This window comes from Pseudomonas sp. FG-3G (assembly GCF_901007645.1).
Classification (GTDB): Bacteria; Pseudomonadota; Gammaproteobacteria; order Pseudomonadales; family Pseudomonadaceae; genus Aquipseudomonas; species Aquipseudomonas rhizophila.
In genome coordinates, this window is the sequence record NZ_CAAKGZ010000001.1 from 112,479 (window position 1) to 126,984 (window position 14,506).

18 protein-coding genes and 1 pseudogene are annotated in these 14,506 nt (G+C 55.5%); 11 read left to right on the forward strand and 8 right to left on the reverse strand.

Features of this window, described 5'->3' with window-relative positions:
- Positions 1-117: 117 nt before the first annotated feature.
- Together PSEUDOMOFG3G_RS00475 and PSEUDOMOFG3G_RS00480 are read right to left on the reverse strand one after the other, a co-directional pair.
- A complete protein-coding gene (locus PSEUDOMOFG3G_RS00475; RefSeq protein WP_139048512.1) occupies positions 118-819 on the reverse strand; it encodes a DUF3223 domain-containing protein in 702 nt (233 codons plus the stop codon).
- 69 nt (positions 820-888) lie between these two features.
- Positions 889-1,353: a hypothetical protein gene (locus PSEUDOMOFG3G_RS00480; RefSeq protein WP_139048513.1), complete on the reverse strand. Its 465-nt coding sequence runs from the start codon at positions 1,351-1,353 to the stop codon at positions 889-891.
- 809 nt (positions 1,354-2,162) lie between these two features.
- On the opposite strand from PSEUDOMOFG3G_RS00480, the gene PSEUDOMOFG3G_RS00485 reads away from it, so the two are divergent.
- From PSEUDOMOFG3G_RS00485 to chrA, 5 genes and pseudogenes are all read left to right on the forward strand, one after another.
- Positions 2,163-2,405: a hypothetical protein gene (locus PSEUDOMOFG3G_RS00485; protein WP_306670300.1), complete on the forward strand. Its 243-nt coding sequence runs from the start codon at positions 2,163-2,165 to the stop codon at positions 2,403-2,405.
- Positions 2,406-2,608: 203 nt separating this feature from the next.
- Positions 2,609-2,818, forward strand: a complete 210-nt coding sequence (locus tag PSEUDOMOFG3G_RS27945) for a hypothetical protein (protein WP_139048515.1) — start codon at positions 2,609-2,611, stop codon at positions 2,816-2,818.
- Positions 2,815-3,292, forward strand: a pseudogene (locus PSEUDOMOFG3G_RS00490) (hypothetical protein). The gene PSEUDOMOFG3G_RS27945 and the pseudogene PSEUDOMOFG3G_RS00490 overlap by 4 nt, the downstream one beginning before the upstream one ends.
- 158 nt (positions 3,293-3,450) lie before the next feature.
- Positions 3,451-4,395 carry a chromate resistance protein ChrB domain-containing protein gene (locus PSEUDOMOFG3G_RS00495; protein WP_139048516.1) on the forward strand — a complete coding sequence of 315 codons (945 nt, stop codon included), beginning with the start codon at positions 3,451-3,453 and terminating at the stop codon, positions 4,393-4,395.
- Positions 4,388-5,746 carry a chromate efflux transporter gene (gene chrA, locus PSEUDOMOFG3G_RS00500; RefSeq protein ID WP_139048517.1) on the forward strand — a complete coding sequence of 453 codons (1,359 nt, stop codon included), beginning with the start codon at positions 4,388-4,390 and terminating at the stop codon, positions 5,744-5,746. Before PSEUDOMOFG3G_RS00495 ends, chrA begins: the two co-directional genes overlap by 8 nt.
- Before the next feature lie 104 nt (positions 5,747-5,850).
- Here chrA and PSEUDOMOFG3G_RS00505 read toward each other — a convergent pair whose 3' ends face one another.
- Positions 5,851-6,003: a YHYH domain-containing protein gene (locus PSEUDOMOFG3G_RS00505; protein WP_223656464.1), complete on the reverse strand. Its 153-nt coding sequence runs from the start codon at positions 6,001-6,003 to the stop codon at positions 5,851-5,853.
- Between the two features lie 255 nt (positions 6,004-6,258).
- Between PSEUDOMOFG3G_RS00505 and PSEUDOMOFG3G_RS00510 the strand changes: the two genes are divergently transcribed.
- On the forward strand, positions 6,259-7,569 hold the full coding sequence (locus tag PSEUDOMOFG3G_RS00510; RefSeq protein WP_139048518.1) for an MFS transporter: 1,311 nt from the start codon (positions 6,259-6,261) through the stop codon (positions 7,567-7,569).
- 40 nt (positions 7,570-7,609) lie between these two features.
- Here PSEUDOMOFG3G_RS00510 and PSEUDOMOFG3G_RS00515 read toward each other — a convergent pair whose 3' ends face one another.
- The 4 genes from PSEUDOMOFG3G_RS00515 to PSEUDOMOFG3G_RS00530 are packed head-to-tail and all read right to left on the reverse strand — an operon-like array spanning position 7,610 to position 10,245.
- Positions 7,610-8,350, reverse strand: coding sequence for a TraX family protein (locus PSEUDOMOFG3G_RS00515; protein WP_139048519.1), 741 nt, complete (start codon positions 8,348-8,350; stop codon positions 7,610-7,612).
- Positions 8,347-8,784 (reverse strand): YqaA family protein, encoded by a 438-nt coding sequence (locus PSEUDOMOFG3G_RS00520; RefSeq protein WP_139048520.1) that lies wholly within the window; start codon positions 8,782-8,784, stop codon positions 8,347-8,349. Before PSEUDOMOFG3G_RS00520 ends, PSEUDOMOFG3G_RS00515 begins: the two co-directional genes overlap by 4 nt.
- Before the next feature lie 12 nt (positions 8,785-8,796).
- On the reverse strand, positions 8,797-9,933 hold the full coding sequence (locus PSEUDOMOFG3G_RS00525; RefSeq protein ID WP_139048521.1) for a nickel/cobalt efflux protein RcnA: 1,137 nt from the start codon (positions 9,931-9,933) through the stop codon (positions 8,797-8,799).
- 6 nt (positions 9,934-9,939) lie between these two features.
- Entirely contained in the window at positions 9,940-10,245 is a 306-nt protein-coding gene (locus tag PSEUDOMOFG3G_RS00530; protein ID WP_139048522.1) for a metal-sensing transcriptional repressor, read from the reverse strand.
- Positions 10,246-10,758: 513 nt separating this feature from the next.
- Between PSEUDOMOFG3G_RS00530 and PSEUDOMOFG3G_RS00535 the strand changes: the two genes are divergently transcribed.
- On the forward strand, positions 10,759-11,496 hold the full coding sequence (locus tag PSEUDOMOFG3G_RS00535; RefSeq protein ID WP_139048524.1) for a HupE/UreJ family protein: 738 nt from the start codon (positions 10,759-10,761) through the stop codon (positions 11,494-11,496).
- Positions 11,497-11,508: 12 nt separating this feature from the next.
- The gene (locus PSEUDOMOFG3G_RS00540) at positions 11,509-12,144 is read left to right on the forward strand and encodes a transmembrane anchor protein (RefSeq protein WP_139048525.1); all 636 of its coding nucleotides are present in this window, start codon (positions 11,509-11,511) and stop codon (positions 12,142-12,144) included.
- Between the two features lie 325 nt (positions 12,145-12,469).
- On the opposite strand, the gene PSEUDOMOFG3G_RS00545 is transcribed toward PSEUDOMOFG3G_RS00540, so the two are convergent.
- Positions 12,470-12,925: a helix-turn-helix domain-containing protein gene (locus tag PSEUDOMOFG3G_RS00545; RefSeq protein WP_139048526.1), complete on the reverse strand. Its 456-nt coding sequence runs from the start codon at positions 12,923-12,925 to the stop codon at positions 12,470-12,472.
- A 159-nt stretch (positions 12,926-13,084) separates the two neighbouring features.
- Here PSEUDOMOFG3G_RS00545 and PSEUDOMOFG3G_RS00550 point away from each other — a divergent pair, with 159 nt between their 5' ends.
- The 3 genes from PSEUDOMOFG3G_RS00550 to PSEUDOMOFG3G_RS00560 are packed head-to-tail and all read left to right on the forward strand — an operon-like array spanning position 13,085 to position 14,385.
- Positions 13,085-13,480, forward strand: coding sequence for a hypothetical protein (locus tag PSEUDOMOFG3G_RS00550; protein ID WP_139048527.1), 396 nt, complete (start codon positions 13,085-13,087; stop codon positions 13,478-13,480).
- Positions 13,481-13,522: 42 nt separating this feature from the next.
- Positions 13,523-13,993 (forward strand): hypothetical protein, encoded by a 471-nt coding sequence (locus PSEUDOMOFG3G_RS00555; protein WP_139048528.1) that lies wholly within the window; start codon positions 13,523-13,525, stop codon positions 13,991-13,993.
- A 2-nt stretch (positions 13,994-13,995) separates the two neighbouring features.
- Positions 13,996-14,385 (forward strand): hypothetical protein, encoded by a 390-nt coding sequence (locus PSEUDOMOFG3G_RS00560; RefSeq protein ID WP_139048529.1) that lies wholly within the window; start codon positions 13,996-13,998, stop codon positions 14,383-14,385.
- Positions 14,386-14,506: the final 121 nt, after the last annotated feature.

Genomic DNA, 14,506 nt, shown 5'->3' on the forward strand with positions numbered 1-14,506 from the left:
TCATAGAGCCTTCGCCACCAAATCTGCGCTTCTAACTGTTCGAACATTCGAGCCTCTACTGAGCCCTGGTACTGCGCGATGCTATCTTTCTAATGACGTGTGACGGTTACCAGCCCTTTAGAAAGGCCTGCACAGCTCCGCCCAGGGGATGGATGGCTTGGGTAGCTTGAGGTTACCGGTCTTCGAAATGATCCTCAGCTGTGCCTGCTTGAGGTGAAAGTCTTCCCAGGCTACGCGCAGGCTCGTGTCCTCCAGAAAGGCGACCACACCATCACGCGATCCCACAACCACGTCGAGCGGATTGATTTGGTTTGCCTGGCAGAAACTGAAAAGCAGCTGATCAAAAGTGTTGGGTGCTAGGTGGTCTACGGCCACGTTATGTCGCCCCAGTGATTCTCCTGTCACCGGACACGAAGCTGCAACGACCAACCCTTGGTCTCGGAAAAGTCGGATCTGTTCAGTGATTGCTGTGCGAGCACCTGCCCGAAAGTCGAGGAGTTTTTGTGGCTGACGCTCTTTTGCTCGAGTGCTAGGGATGAGCTTTACCGCGTGCGTGAAGCCAATATCAATTTCCGTATCGCAATGCCGACGAAGCATAAAGCAGCGAGTACCGTGAGATGTCATTTGGGTGGTGATGCACTTGACGCCCTCTCCGGCTTTCTCCGTCCATTCATCGTGGTGCTGGAAAAGCTCGTACAGAAAATCAGAATCAGCGTCACTCACCAGCGTGCTGTCAGGCGTCCTAGCCAGGATCTCTCGGCAGCGATCTTTGACTGCGTCCTTCGTTGCAAACCATTCATCATTGATCAGATATGGCACCGTCTTCTCTCAGGTTGTGTCTCGCAAATTAATCGTTATAGCAGGAAGTGTTAACCGTCTCTTGAAAGCTCAAACTTGGAAAAATGCGCGGCAAGCACTCATCAAAGCGCTCGCGTCATCGAGGGCGCGATGGTGCTTGGTTGTTGGCAGTAGGCGGTAGATCTCACTCGCAGCCTCCCGCCCCACAAACACCTCCAACGGCTTCAGCTCGAAGGTAGGTATAAGATCTGCTGCCTCGTACAGGACATCGAGCCAAAAGCTGTCTTGTGGCGAGTCGCTGCAAAGAACCTGCCCTAAAAACAGCTGGTTCATACGTCTCGCCACAGCATTTGGGGTATCACCCTGCTCACGCAATTGATCCTGACAAAGACCATGCATGTCTTGCGCATCGAACGACCAATGCGTCCAGTAGCGGGCTGGCTTGATCAGCGAGTTGAAGGAGCTCTCACTCGACACCACAGCCACCTGGATTGGATAGCTATCCGGGGCTATTCCTGATGCCTCGAAATCAATAAAGAACGAAGGCTGCTCCACCCTGCTGCTCCTGTTTGAACCCTGCGACTTCTACGGGCTACATGGACTGCTCATGCATAAGTGTTCCCATCGCCGAACTAGCCTCGCGCCGCTTGTGCGTCACGGTGACTCTGCAGATGCTGCATCTCCTGCTCCCATTCATCCAAAAACTTCTCCCAATCGTGTGCGTATGGCCCTTCTGCTACACGCGTTGACCCTAAGCTCGCATGAAGGAATCGCTCTCGCCACGGTAGTGGGATGTTTTCTTCGCGGACTATGTGGCAGCCAATCGGATGAGGCTCGATAGGAATGGCATCACGGAGCTGTCCCACACTGAGTACCGTTACCGGGCGTGAGATTTCATAGGCCTCGCTCAGCTCAATGTCGTCGAGAACATCTAGGACGTCGAGCGCCCTAGGATCTCCAGGTGGAAGAGAGGCCAACGCCCACAAAGCCTTCCGCCTGGCCTTCTCTCGATTCCGGAGTTCTTCGTTATGACTCATCTACCTGATTCTCCAATTTACCTGGAGGTCGCTCCTGGGCGTTGATAGGACGCAACATATCCTCACACGCTGCGATGCATTGCATGGAGCCTAGCCGCTCGCACCTGCGGTGTATCCTTTGCGGAAGTTGTGTGGCGAATTCAAGGGAAGGAGTGGTCGCAGTGCGAACATCTTGCATTAAGCGTATCAGGCTGATCCGTCATGGAGAACTTGCTGCCAAGCCGCGCAGGCCTTCGAGGTTGTGAAATGCCCACTGACACTGCAACTCACCTCTCAGCGAGAGAGGTTTGTCAGGTACTGCGAGACGTCATATTCGAGCGTCATACCATGAAAAAGGTGGGGCATCAGTCCTGGGATGAGATCTATGCAGGCCATTTACTGGTGAACGTCGACGGTTGGCGGCTATCGATTTACAACGACTGCGACGACCTCGACTACTGCGAAGAATGCGTGAGCCCGGGTGATCGGCGCTGGTCGTTTGACTCAGGTGATCGATATGGGACTGATCCTGTTGCCCTGCTCTCCGTCTGGGAACACCAGACGCTTGAGAGGCTTTTGAAGGAAATCTGACTCAACGCATTCATGGCGCGCCCCTGACGGGGACGGCTGTCGTGAACCATGCTCTGGCTGACGCCAGGGTCATGGCCCTGCGGGCTTCCATCCTCGCGCCTTCGGCTGTCGCCTGCGCGCTCCGCTTGCTTGATCATCTTTGAGTGAATAACACCGCGCTTCGGCTGCTGCTATTCTGCCTTTCCTACCATGGAGGTGATCAAATGCAGGGCGACTATTCACTACCAGACATTTTGGAAAGGCTGTACCAAAACCAGCTAGCCCTTGAGGCCGCCCTGATTGAATTGACCCTCCAGGTAGAAGCGCAGGGACACACGGAAGTCGGAGTTAACATCCGTGGCGCCCTTGAGACAATTGGCGATAACGCTGGCCCCATTAAGCGGGGTATAGCCCGCCTCAAACAGCTGCCATGACGCATCCACTGTTCGATTTTGATCTCAAACGCGTTTCGCGCGAGCACGACATCACTGGAAAAGCTGCGATCAATTTCCCGCACCCTGGAAGCACCACCGGGGGATGGCATTTCCTGTCCTGCTTTGACCGGGATTCGGGCATAGCGAAAATTTCCTTGGCGGGTATTCATTACCCGGATACCGCCCACTTTTTTGGTAGCGCCGGGATCATCGACGTGACTGATGAACTCGCAAAACGTGGCTGGCTGGTCGAGGACAAGCGCCTTTTCATGGCAGATCATTACCGGGCCGCTTCAAACATGGTTATCAAGTGGGCACTTAGGCGATGCCCAACGTTGCAGTGTCGAAATCACTGATTGGTTCCCTTCAAAGATCGAGAGACAGGGATTGCTGGCGCTGTTGGACTTAGGCAAACCAACGCTATTCGAGATAGGTAGGCTTCGAAAAATGGAGGCTTGGCTCAGCTCGCAGTAACCTCAAATTTGAATCTTGGCTTCGACAGCCGACCAGACCCGTCCGCACGACATTTGGCGCCGGACGCGCTATCAGCAAGCCCGTGTTGATTGTCGCTTCCCAAACGCCACAGCCAAGTGTAACGTAACGATTAATACATTAATCGTAATAACCTCTACATGAAAAACTGGCTTGCACTTATTCTTTGTCTGCCTACCGCCAATGCCACCGAGCGTATGCGAGCATGGCGAGCCTTGAAAGCCTCAGGTGCGGCGGTTCTGCGTGATGGTGCTTATCTACTGCCTGATACGAGTGTCTGTCGCGAGGCTCTGACTTCTGTCGAGCGAGATATCTTGGCGATCAATGGCACCGCTTACATCCTGCCGGTCGTCGACCCGGACGGTGAGCGCTTTATCGAGCTTTTCGACCGTAACGATGATTACACCAAGCTTGGTGGAGAGATCGAAGACTGCCGTCGGCAGTTGAATGCTGAAAATGCGCTGGCAACGACCAAGCAAATTCGTAAGCTGCGCAAAACCTACGATCAGATAGCGAGCATCGATTACTTTCCAGGTAAGCCGAAGCAGCAGATCGATTCGGCTCTGCAGGAGTTAGAGACGGCGGTCAGTAGAGCCCTGTGTTCTGATGAGCCCCACAGCAGTGACCAACCGATAACGGCACTCAATATTGACGAATATCAGGGCCGTATCTGGGCAACCCGCAAACGTCCTTGGGTCGACCGGCTGGCCTGTGCTTGGCTGATTCGCCGCTTCATTGACCCGCAAGCTCAGATCCGCTGGTTGAACACTCCACAGGATTGCCCCGTCGATGCCTTGGGTTTTGATTTTGATGGCGCGACCTTCAGCCATGTTGGTAACCGCGTCACTTTCGAAACCCTCCAAGCCAGTTTTGAAATCCAGGAACCAGGTCTAGGGCGCATGGCTGCCCTTGTGCATTACCTCGATGTCGGCGGTATTCAGCCGGTAGAGGCTGCCGGCATCGAACGTGTACTGGCAGGGCTGCGAGAAACCATTACCGACGACGACCTACTAATGGCTGCCGCGTGCGCCATCTTCGATGGCCTGCTTGCCGGGTTCATGAGAGAGGAGCAACTCGATGAGTAAGGTTCTGGCACCAGAGGTTGAAGCGGATCTATCGAGGCCTGAGCAGATCAGCCTGCGTGAGGCGTTCTGGTTCTGGTTGAAACTCGGTTTCATTAGTTTCGGTGGGCCAGCAGGCCAGATCTCGATCATGCACCAGGAGTTGGTGGAGCGGAGACGCTGGATTTCAGAACGCAGATTTCTGCATGCCCTCAATTACTGCATGTTGTTGCCAGGGCCCGAGGCTCAGCAATTGGCGACTTACATTGGTTGGCTGATGCATCGAACGTGGGGAGGCGTGATCGCCGGCGCGCTATTTGTGCTGCCCTCACTATTCATCCTGATCGCGCTGTCGTGGATGTACATCGCGTTCGGCGAAGTACCCGTGGTAGCCGGACTCTTCTACGGCATCAAGCCCGCCGTGACGGCCATCGTGGTGCAGGCGGCGCATAGAATCGGCTCTCGGGCTCTGAAGAATAATTGGCTGTGGGCGATAGCAGCGGCTTCATTTGCTGCGATCTTTGCATTCAATGTTCCGTTCCCGCTGATCGTCTTAGGGGCAGCATTGATTGGATATCTCGGCGGGCGATTGGCACCTGAGAAGTTCAGAGCCGGTGGCCATAGCGCCGCCAAAAAATCCTTCGGCCCGGCCTTAATCGATGACGACACTCCGTCCCCTGCACATGCTCGGTTCAGCTGGTTGAAGTTGGCCTCGCTCGCACTTATTGGCGCCTTGCTATGGGCTTTGCCGATGGGTGTTTTGACCGCGCTCTTTGGTTGGGAAGGAACCCTGACCCAGATGAGCTGGTTCTTTACCAAAGCTGCATTGCTGACCTTCGGCGGGGCTTATGCCGTACTGCCGTATGTCTATCAAGGCGCAGTCGGTCACTATGGCTGGCTAACCCCGACACAGATGATCGACGGCCTTGCGCTGGGGGAAACCACGCCAGGGCCGCTGATCATGGTGGTGGCTTTCGTCGGCTTCGTCGGGGCCTATGTCTCGCAAGTGTTCGGGGCTGATCAGGTGTTTCTGGCCGGAGCTGTCGCAGCCGCCCTGGTGACCTGGTTCACCTTTTTACCCTCGTTCCTGTTCATCCTTGCGGGTGGGCCTCTGGTTGAGTCGACCCACAACGAACTCAAGTTCACTGCACCGCTTACCGCCATCACCGCCGCCGTAGTTGGGGTGATCCTCAATCTGGCGTGCTTCTTCGGGTATCACGTGCTTTGGCCTAAAGGCTTCAGCGGTAACCTCGACTGGCCCTCTGCATTGATCGCCATCGCAGCCGCAATAGCATTGTTCCGCTTCAAGCGCGGCGTCATTCAGGTACTGATGGCCTGTGCGCTCGCTGGTCTAGCAGTACATCTGTTGCGCTAGCTGGCACCAGCGGATTAAACAGCGTCCGTCAGACACCAAGGCCCCTTCGGATCTGAAGTGACCAGCTCACACCAAAGCCCAGCCTGACGCTGGGCTTTTGCCATTTAATGGCAGTGGTAGTCGTTGGTTTTATGGTTGCGATGGCAACCTTTTGAATCAGTACCGCCGCTGTGCGCGAAGGCAGCAACGGACGTAATCGAAAGTAAAGCGGCGATCAAAATGGCGGACAGTTTCATCAGGGCTTGCTCCTTGCTCATATTTTTATATCCGTGAGAGGTCTCACGCCCGGCAGCGTATGGCTAAGTGCCTTCACTGAGCAAGCTACTTCTCCGGAGACTCGATCAAAGGTCGGATGCTTATTTCTTGAGCTACTTCCGGCTCTGGTTTAGGATGAATTCATATCCCCCTAGGGGGGATATAAAATCATCTGAAAACGAGAAACTCGTAGTTCTTTTATCTTCGGGAAATCTCAGTAACCAGATAGGCGCACGCGTTTCCTTTTGAGATTTCTCATGCTGAAAATCCTAGCCAACCGAACCTATCGCCATCTTTTCTTGGCTCAAGTGATTGCACTCGTAGGTACTGGCCTTGCCACCGTTGCGCTCGGTTTACTGGCGTTCGATCTAGCAGGCGCCCAAGCAGGTGCCGTTCTCGGCACGGCATTGGCTATCAAAATGACGGCCTACATTGGCGTAGCGCCCATTGCAGCGGCTTTTGCAGAGCGCCTGCCTCGCAGAGCCATGCTTGTCTCGCTGGATCTGGTGCGGGCGCTGGTCGCACTTGCTCTCCCGTTTGTGACCGAGGTTTGGCAAATCTACGTGCTGATTTTCGTCCTTCAGTCCGCATCGGCAGCGTTCACTCCAACGTTCCAAGCGACCATTCCAGACATCCTGCCGGATGAAGACGACTACACGCGTGCGCTGTCGTTATCGCGCCTGGCCTACGATCTTGAAAGTGTCGCGAGCCCGATGCTCGCTGCCGCACTGCTGACCGTGATCAGCTTCCATAACCTTTTCGCCGGCACGGTCATCGGCTTCCTCGCTTCTGCCGCCCTAGTCGCCACGGTGTTGTTGCCAAAGGCGAAGCAAGTACCACGACGCAGCATCTATGAACGAACTACCCGTGGCATGCGCATATTCCTAGCGACGCCCCGCCTGCGAGGGCTGCTGGCTCTCAACCTGACGGTAGCGGCTGCCAGTGCCATGGTCATCGTCAACACCGTGGTGCTGGTTCAGTCGCGCTTCGCTCTGCCCCAAAGCTCAACGGCATTGGCGCTGGCTGCGTTTGGTGGTGGTTCCATGATCTCGGCCCTGGTCTTGCCTCGCCTGCTGAAAAACATCAAAGACCGAACGGCCATGTTGTGTGGCGGAGCAATACTGGTCGCAGGCTTGGCTGTCGGTATCAACCTGACCACCTACAACTTCCTGCTGCCGCTGTGGATGGTGCTCGGGGTGGGCTATTCGCTGGCCCAGACTCCGAGCGGTCGCCTGTTGCGTCGCTCGGCACATGCCGAAGATCGCCCGGCGTTGTTTGCCGCCCAATTTGCGCTGTCCCATGCTTGCTGGTTGATTACTTATCCACTGGCGGGATGGCTGGGAGCCAACATCAGCCTCACGGCGTCGTTTGTTGGCCTCGCTGTGGTGGCAGGCAGTGCACTGCTGGTCAGCATCGTGATCTGGCGCCCAGTTCATGACCAGGAGTCGATCAAACACACCCATGAGAATCTCCCGGGCGATCACACGCACATCGACGGCCAGGACGGTGTGGATCACGAACATCCATACGTGATCGATGATCAGCATCGCCGATGGCCCAACAGATGATCGTGAGTTCCTAGGACTTGCTAAAGCTGGTGACCGGTATTCAGACCAGCAACCTTAGCGCTTGCAAAGCGGCAAGGTGGCCCGGATAGAACCAGTATCCCCATTGCCGCACCGGCCAGACCTTGAAGGTGAAGGTCTGACGCAGTAGCCAGAGTCCGATCAGCGGCGCCGCGAACGCGGTGCTCAACGCCACCAATGAATAGACTTCCAAGTCCAGCGCCCTGGTTACGATGCTACTTCGCGTATTGCTCATCAAGCATAGAGCCGCAGGCAGCAGCCAAAGAACACCGGGGCCTTTAATTGCCATTAAGACAGCCGCAGGAACAAGTGCACCGTAGAAGCCGTACATAAGTGGATCATCCAGCACGTAGGCAATCGCGGCGGCCAATAACGCCATAGCGCTGCTCAACAGGGTGCGATGTTGCCATCCCCAGGCAATCACCAGGCCCAATGCCAGCGTCACCAACACGTTGAATGATCCCGAGGTGCTGATGTAGCGATAAGGCACTTCTGAAATGGCGGCGAACACCAGCATCAAGGCAAGGTATCGACCATTCGCCGCCGTCAACAACTCGCCCTGTTTGGAGCGCGCCACGTTGGCCGCAATGGCGACACAGAACAACGGAAAGGAAAGTCTTCCCGGAATGAACAGGTTGCTCATCTCCGGCCACACCAACCGCAAGTGATCGATAACCATGGTCAACATCGCTAGCCACTTGATCAGATCCAGGCTACTGCTTCGGCTCTTGAGTGGGGAAAGCGGGACAGTAAGCATCGTCATGCCCACCCCAGCGTGACGGCGGTCAGCACGAGATAACGAACGCCCTTGGCCAGGGTGACAATCAGCAGGAAACTCCAGATTGGCTCGCGCATGACTCCGGCGACGACTGTCAGCGGGTCGCCAATGATGGGCATCCAGCTCAACAACAGTGACCAGCGCCCGTAGCGCAGATAGGACTGCTGGGCTTTTTCTAACTTGCTCTCGCTCACGGGGAACCAGCGCTTGTGGCGGAATCGCTCAACGGAACGGCCCAGAAGCCAGTTCAGTGCGGAGCCAAGCACGTTGCCAACAGTGGCTACAGCCAATAGCGTAGAAACGACGTACCGGTCGGAGAGCAACATCCCGACCAGCACGGCTTCAGACTGCATCGGCAATAACGTCGCGGCACCGAATGCCGCCACGAACAGACCAATGTAGCTCGTGAGTTCAAACACCAAAGACTTGCCTCAAGCGTTCAGCCCGATCCAGCCATGGAAGCCCACGTACAGACCAACACCAATGATCAGCACGCTGGACAGGTACGGAGCACGACGAGCCACGGTGCCCAGCCAAGGCCAACGGTTGGAGGCCTGCTTAGCACCAATTGCCGCAGCAGCACCTACAGTGACCAAGGTGAGCGCCAATCCTGTGCTGAAACACAGGACAAGCATGCCTCCCAGCGCGACTTCTTTAACCTGAAGACATAGCAACAGAACGGTAATGGCTGCCGGACAAGGAATCAGACCGCCAGTCAGACCGAACATGACGATCTGGCCCGTGGTGACTTCGCGGTTGGTGAAGCGTTTACGGATATCGTTGGCATGAGCACGTTCATGCGCATCCTGATAGCCATCAATCGATAGCTCCAGACCTTCCAGTTCGGAATGCGCATGCCCGTGAGCATGCTCTTGGAACGTCAGATCGTAATCATGGGAATGCCCGGCATGTCCAAGGCTCAATCGAGCCCTGAACTCATGCGGCTCCGGAATATCGACCGTCGACTCCAGGAAACCTTGGCGCTCGACGAAAGCGAACGATTGGGTACTGCCGTCCGGACGCGTCGTGATCAGGCGAACATCTGAGGCTGCCCAGGCGTGCCCGCTCAATGTCCTCACGCGCCAGTGCGGTGGCATGCCTTTCTCGAAGATCGACAGTTCGACATGGCCGTGGCCAGTATCGATTCGGTGAGTCTCATCATGATGATCATGGTCATGCTCGCCGTGGTGGTGGTGATCATCCTGCTCAAGCTTAAACATCTGCTCGCCACGCCAGGTACGCCACAGCATCCACAGAGCAATCAGGATGATCAGTGCAGCAGACGCGAGCTGGAAGTACGGCTCGGTGGTTTGCGCGTCCAGGCCTTTGCCCAGATACATGCCACCGATTGCGACCAGCCAGACCACTGCGGTGTGCGATAGCGTCGCGGCGAGTCCCAACAAAACAGCCTGTTTAACCGAGCCACGGATGGCCACGATGAACGCAGCCATCATGGTTTTCGAGTGTCCCGGTTCCAGGCCATGCAAAGCACCCAGCAAGATAGCGCTCGGGAAATACAGCCAGGCGTTAGCCCCACCTTGTTGCAGCAGTTCAGCGAAGTTCGGCATGTCGACTTAGAGGTACTTTGTGATTTGTTTGAAGGCTTCCAGCGGTGCGCGCTCGCCATTGCCTAACGCCGAAACGGTGTCTTCCAGGCAGTGATCGATGTGATCCTGGATGAGTGTACGTTTGGCTTGGCAAACGGCTTTTTCGACCGCGTGAAGCTGCTGGGCAATGTCAACGCACTCACGACCTTCTTCGATCATGGTGATGATGCCGCGTAAATGCCCGTCCGCCCGCTTGAGACGTTTGATGATCGCCTCGTGACTTTGGTGGGTGTGGGGATGGCTGTGTTCGTGTTCGTGTTCGTGCTCACTCATGACTTGAGCCTCAGGCCTCAATGAATTACGCTGGCATCCTATCCCCCCTAGGGGGATCCGGTCAAACGCGTAAAAGCCCTATAATCCGAGTTGAAACCCTAACGCCATGTTCAGCAGAACACTGACAACTACGGTGGTAATCGCGCTTGCTCTCGCCATGTTGGTGGCTTGGGCCGGGCATACCTATTCGTTATCAGTGGCGTCGAAACAGCCAGCCTGGGAGATCACGCAAGACGCCCATCACTCCCACGGCGAAGAGGCTTCATCCAGCTACTCGAGTCTTTCAGATCACTACCATTCGCCATTGACCCCTGATCACCAGCACGAAACACCGCAATTCACAGCGGCGTTGATGCTGGCGACATCCCCAATGCTATCCATCCGGGTCGATGTGATTCGACACTCTGTTCCCCTCCCGCCGATATTTTTGATCGAGCGTCCACCCCGTCCTTCGTTCGCATCTTGACCTTGGCCGCACTGCGGCCTTCGATCTCTGCAACGTAGGATTAATCTATGCATTCGTACTTGATGAGCGGCGCTGGCGCGTTTATTACGCCTTCGCACCGCCCCCTATTGCTGTTGTTTTTATTCGTCGCTGCACTTTTCCTCGGAATGCCCGAGGCGATGGCTCACGCTGTTGCGGAAGGCGACAAGGGCTTCATTCAGGAAAGCTCCGGCGTCATGTTGGTGCCCTTCATCTACATGGGCGCCAAGCACATGATGACCGGATACGACCACCTGCTGTTTTTGTTCGGGGTGATCTTCTTCCTCTATCGCCTGAAAGACGTGGGGCTGTATGTCACGCTGTTCGCTGTAGGCCATTCGGTCACGCTGCTGCTGGGCGTGCTGACTGAGGTCAGCATCAGCTCGTACATCATCGACGCCATCATCGGCTTCTCGGTGGTGTACAAGGCGCTCGACAACTTGGGCGCATTCCAGCGCTGGTTCGGTTTCCAACCCAACACCAAAGTGGCGACGCTAATTTTCGGTTTGCTCCACGGTTTTGGTCTGGCGACCAAGATTCAGGAATACGAGATCTCACCGGATGGCCTGATTCCGAACCTGATCGCCTTCAACGTTGGTGTTGAGATCGGCCAACTGCTGGCCCTAAGCGCGATTCTCATTCTGATGGGGTATTGGCGGCGCACCGGCAGTTTCTGGCGCCACGCCTATACCGCCAACGTCGCCATGATGAGTGCCGGTTTCCTCTTGATGGGTTACCAGATCACCGGCCTGTTTGTCTCCGCGTAAGGAATTCTGACCATGTTTAATACTCCGCTTCCAACTGTTAATGAATTGCCAAGCACCCGCAAACTGGTGCGCTCCACTGTCATTGCCCTGCTGACTGCGGTCGGCCTGCTGGTGACAGTTGTTATGGCTTCGGAATATGCCGTCGATCCAACGGGTGTGGGCCGAGCACTGGGACTGACCCAAATGGGCGAATTGAAGATCATCCTTGCTCAGGAAGCTTTGGCGGATGCCGCGCCACCGCAAGCTGCTGCTCCAGCTCCACTGGTTGCGCCAGTCCAGCCTATTGCGAAACCTGTTGCTCAGCCGGCGCCCACACCCACTTCAGCTTTGAAGACTAATCAAATGAGCGTCACGCTCAAGCCCGGAGAAGGGACGGAAATAAAGCTCGAAGTCTTGAAGGGCAAGTCTGTCAGCTATGAATGGACTGCGGTTGGTGGGCCTGTGAACTTCGATACCCATGGCGAACCCTACAACGGTGAGAAGGGGTACTTCCACAGCTACAGCAAGGGCAAGCAGGTCAAAAGTGACAAGGGTGAATTTACCGCCATTTTTGACGGCACCCATGGTTGGTTTTGGCGTAATCGCAGCAACAACGCCGTGACCATCGCGCTGAATACAACCGGCGATTACTTGAGCGTCAAACAGTAATTCAAAACAGCGATGGCTGTCCTGCTGCGGAAAATTCAGCGCTCCGCCAGCACCAGACCATTTATTTCATCCAAATTTTGAAGAGTCCTTCCAATGAAAACCCCAACCACTCTGTTTCGTTCGATGCTCCTGATCTGCTTCTTCGGCCTGATGACGGCATGCGGCGGTGGTGAGAAAGGAGAAACCTCCGAGTCCGCTGAACACGGACACTCACACGAGTGACACCCTGAATAGAACAAGGCCGCAGTTGCGGCCTTGTTCCTCCAAGAATGGCACGGAACCATCAGCGCTGATACCTTCATCAGTGATGGGTTGTACACCTCAGTCAATCTTCAGGATGCCATAGGCGCCGGACAGTGGTTCTGGGCATTCCTAGCAGCCTGCTTACTTCAGTTTGTGAGAGCCCTGTGCTTTTCAGTTTCTGTACCTTGCTGAGTTTCTCTACTACTGCCGCCGTTTGGGGAGGGATAAGCGCTTTTGGCTCACTTGGCAAAACCTCATCCAATACACCGAGTTGCGTCAATTCAGCAAGCGCTTCATCCAAGACAGAACGCGCTGTCTTGCCCTCATCAGCTGCAGCCACAAGTGTCAGAAATGATAGAGGCCTCAGGCCCAAAGCATGAGCTAGATCTGCGCTCAGATCGACGCTGGCTGAAGTCTTTGAGGCTTCCAACCTACTGATGTGGGCTTGATCAGCTTGACCCGGAAAATCAGCTTGCGATAAGCCTCGCTTCACTCTCAGCCACTGCAGCGTCGCTGCGTAAGCCTTCCGCAAAGACATCAGAGCAACCTCTCCCAAAAAGAGGACGGTATGCCGGGTTTGATCGAGGCCAAACAAATGTATATAGTCATTGCGATGGCCACTTAGGCATCAACGCTCGCTGATTTGCACCCGCAGAAAGCTCCGTTTTCTGTCCGCTTTTTCTAGGAGCTGCAATTTATGGATAATTCTTCAGAACCTGGACTGCTGCAGGAGGGCGAGATTTCCTCCGCTGGCACGTCGCTGTCTCCCGCAGAAATTGAGGTTCTGGTATCTGAGCGCTTTCCACGCAAGGCGTATTGCACCGTCGAAGATTGGCTCATTTTCCACGTGGACGAGTCTCCTGAGTCACTTGCCAAGGTACGTGCGACAGGCTTGGAGCCGATGTTCATGTATGCACATTGTGTGACCTTTGACGGTCATGGCCGATTCCCGCCGGGGAGCTGGGTACGCTCGACGCTGTGCAAGTCGTTCGACGGCGTTTGTTTGTTCGAGACCCGGAACACGGTGTATGTGCTGGTGGGCAAGGGCCGCGAGATGACCGCATCGCTCAAGACAATATTCGGCCTATGTTAACCGCAGGTGCGCCGGTCGGGCCTGCTTCACTCGAGAAACACGATGTTCAGGATTAGCATGCAAGACCAGGCCGGCCCGGTGGGTATGTTCGGGGACGGTCTCGCTCACTTCCACGCCATGTCGCGATCCTTGGTCACACATTGGTATCACGTGAGCCTCAAGCGCCGGCATGAGGGGCGATTCGTAGCTTATGAAGAGATGCTGAACGATGAGCCTCGCTTGGTGGAGCTGCTGGTCTCCCAAGACGAGAGCATGGTCATTCAAGATGTCCAGGTCGTTACCCCGGCATGGATGAACAAAGGGTCAGGCTGGAAGATGGAAAAGCTGAAATCACTTTCCATGGGTTTCAACCAGGCAGAAGTGCCAATCTGTGTTCTGCAGGTCGAGAGTGGTGAGGTGTACGTCAATACTCATCAGCGCGATCTGGATGTTGATGCCTTGGTTGGGGTCAGGGAGCTATATCGGCACAGTGCTGCGACCACCGGCGTAGCCTCAGCGTCTGAGGCCGTGTAGCCATGGACGACATCAATACTGTTGCAGTCGATTTACACGAAAAGCGCTACTCGGACTTCGACCTCCTTCGCATCGCCAAAGCAGTGAGTCAAGACTACGGCGGGCTGGTCACAGCCTATCTGGTGAATGTCCATATTCATGCATGCAGTGCAGTTGGCGTTGTGTTCAGTCACATTTGCCCTGGGCCGTACCAACGATTTGCAGATGGTAGGTTGATTCGGACATCGGACATTCAGTCTGTTACGAAGGAAGGTAGGTTTTGGGTGATCAACACGGTCAACTCCAAGTATGTCATTGCGACGTTTAGGCGTGATGTCGGACGGCGTAGTCTGCGTGAGTTCATGCGCATAGCGGGAGACAGGTATCTGCCAACACCTGATCGCCTCCAGTAGTCGTTGATCGTTGTTGTGGGCTTGCCCCTCTTCAGGGACGGGTGTCGTGAAGCAACCCGGAAAATCCGGGTTTCTGCCTTGGCGGGCGCCCACCCACAGGCCTCTGGCTCATTTAGCGCCT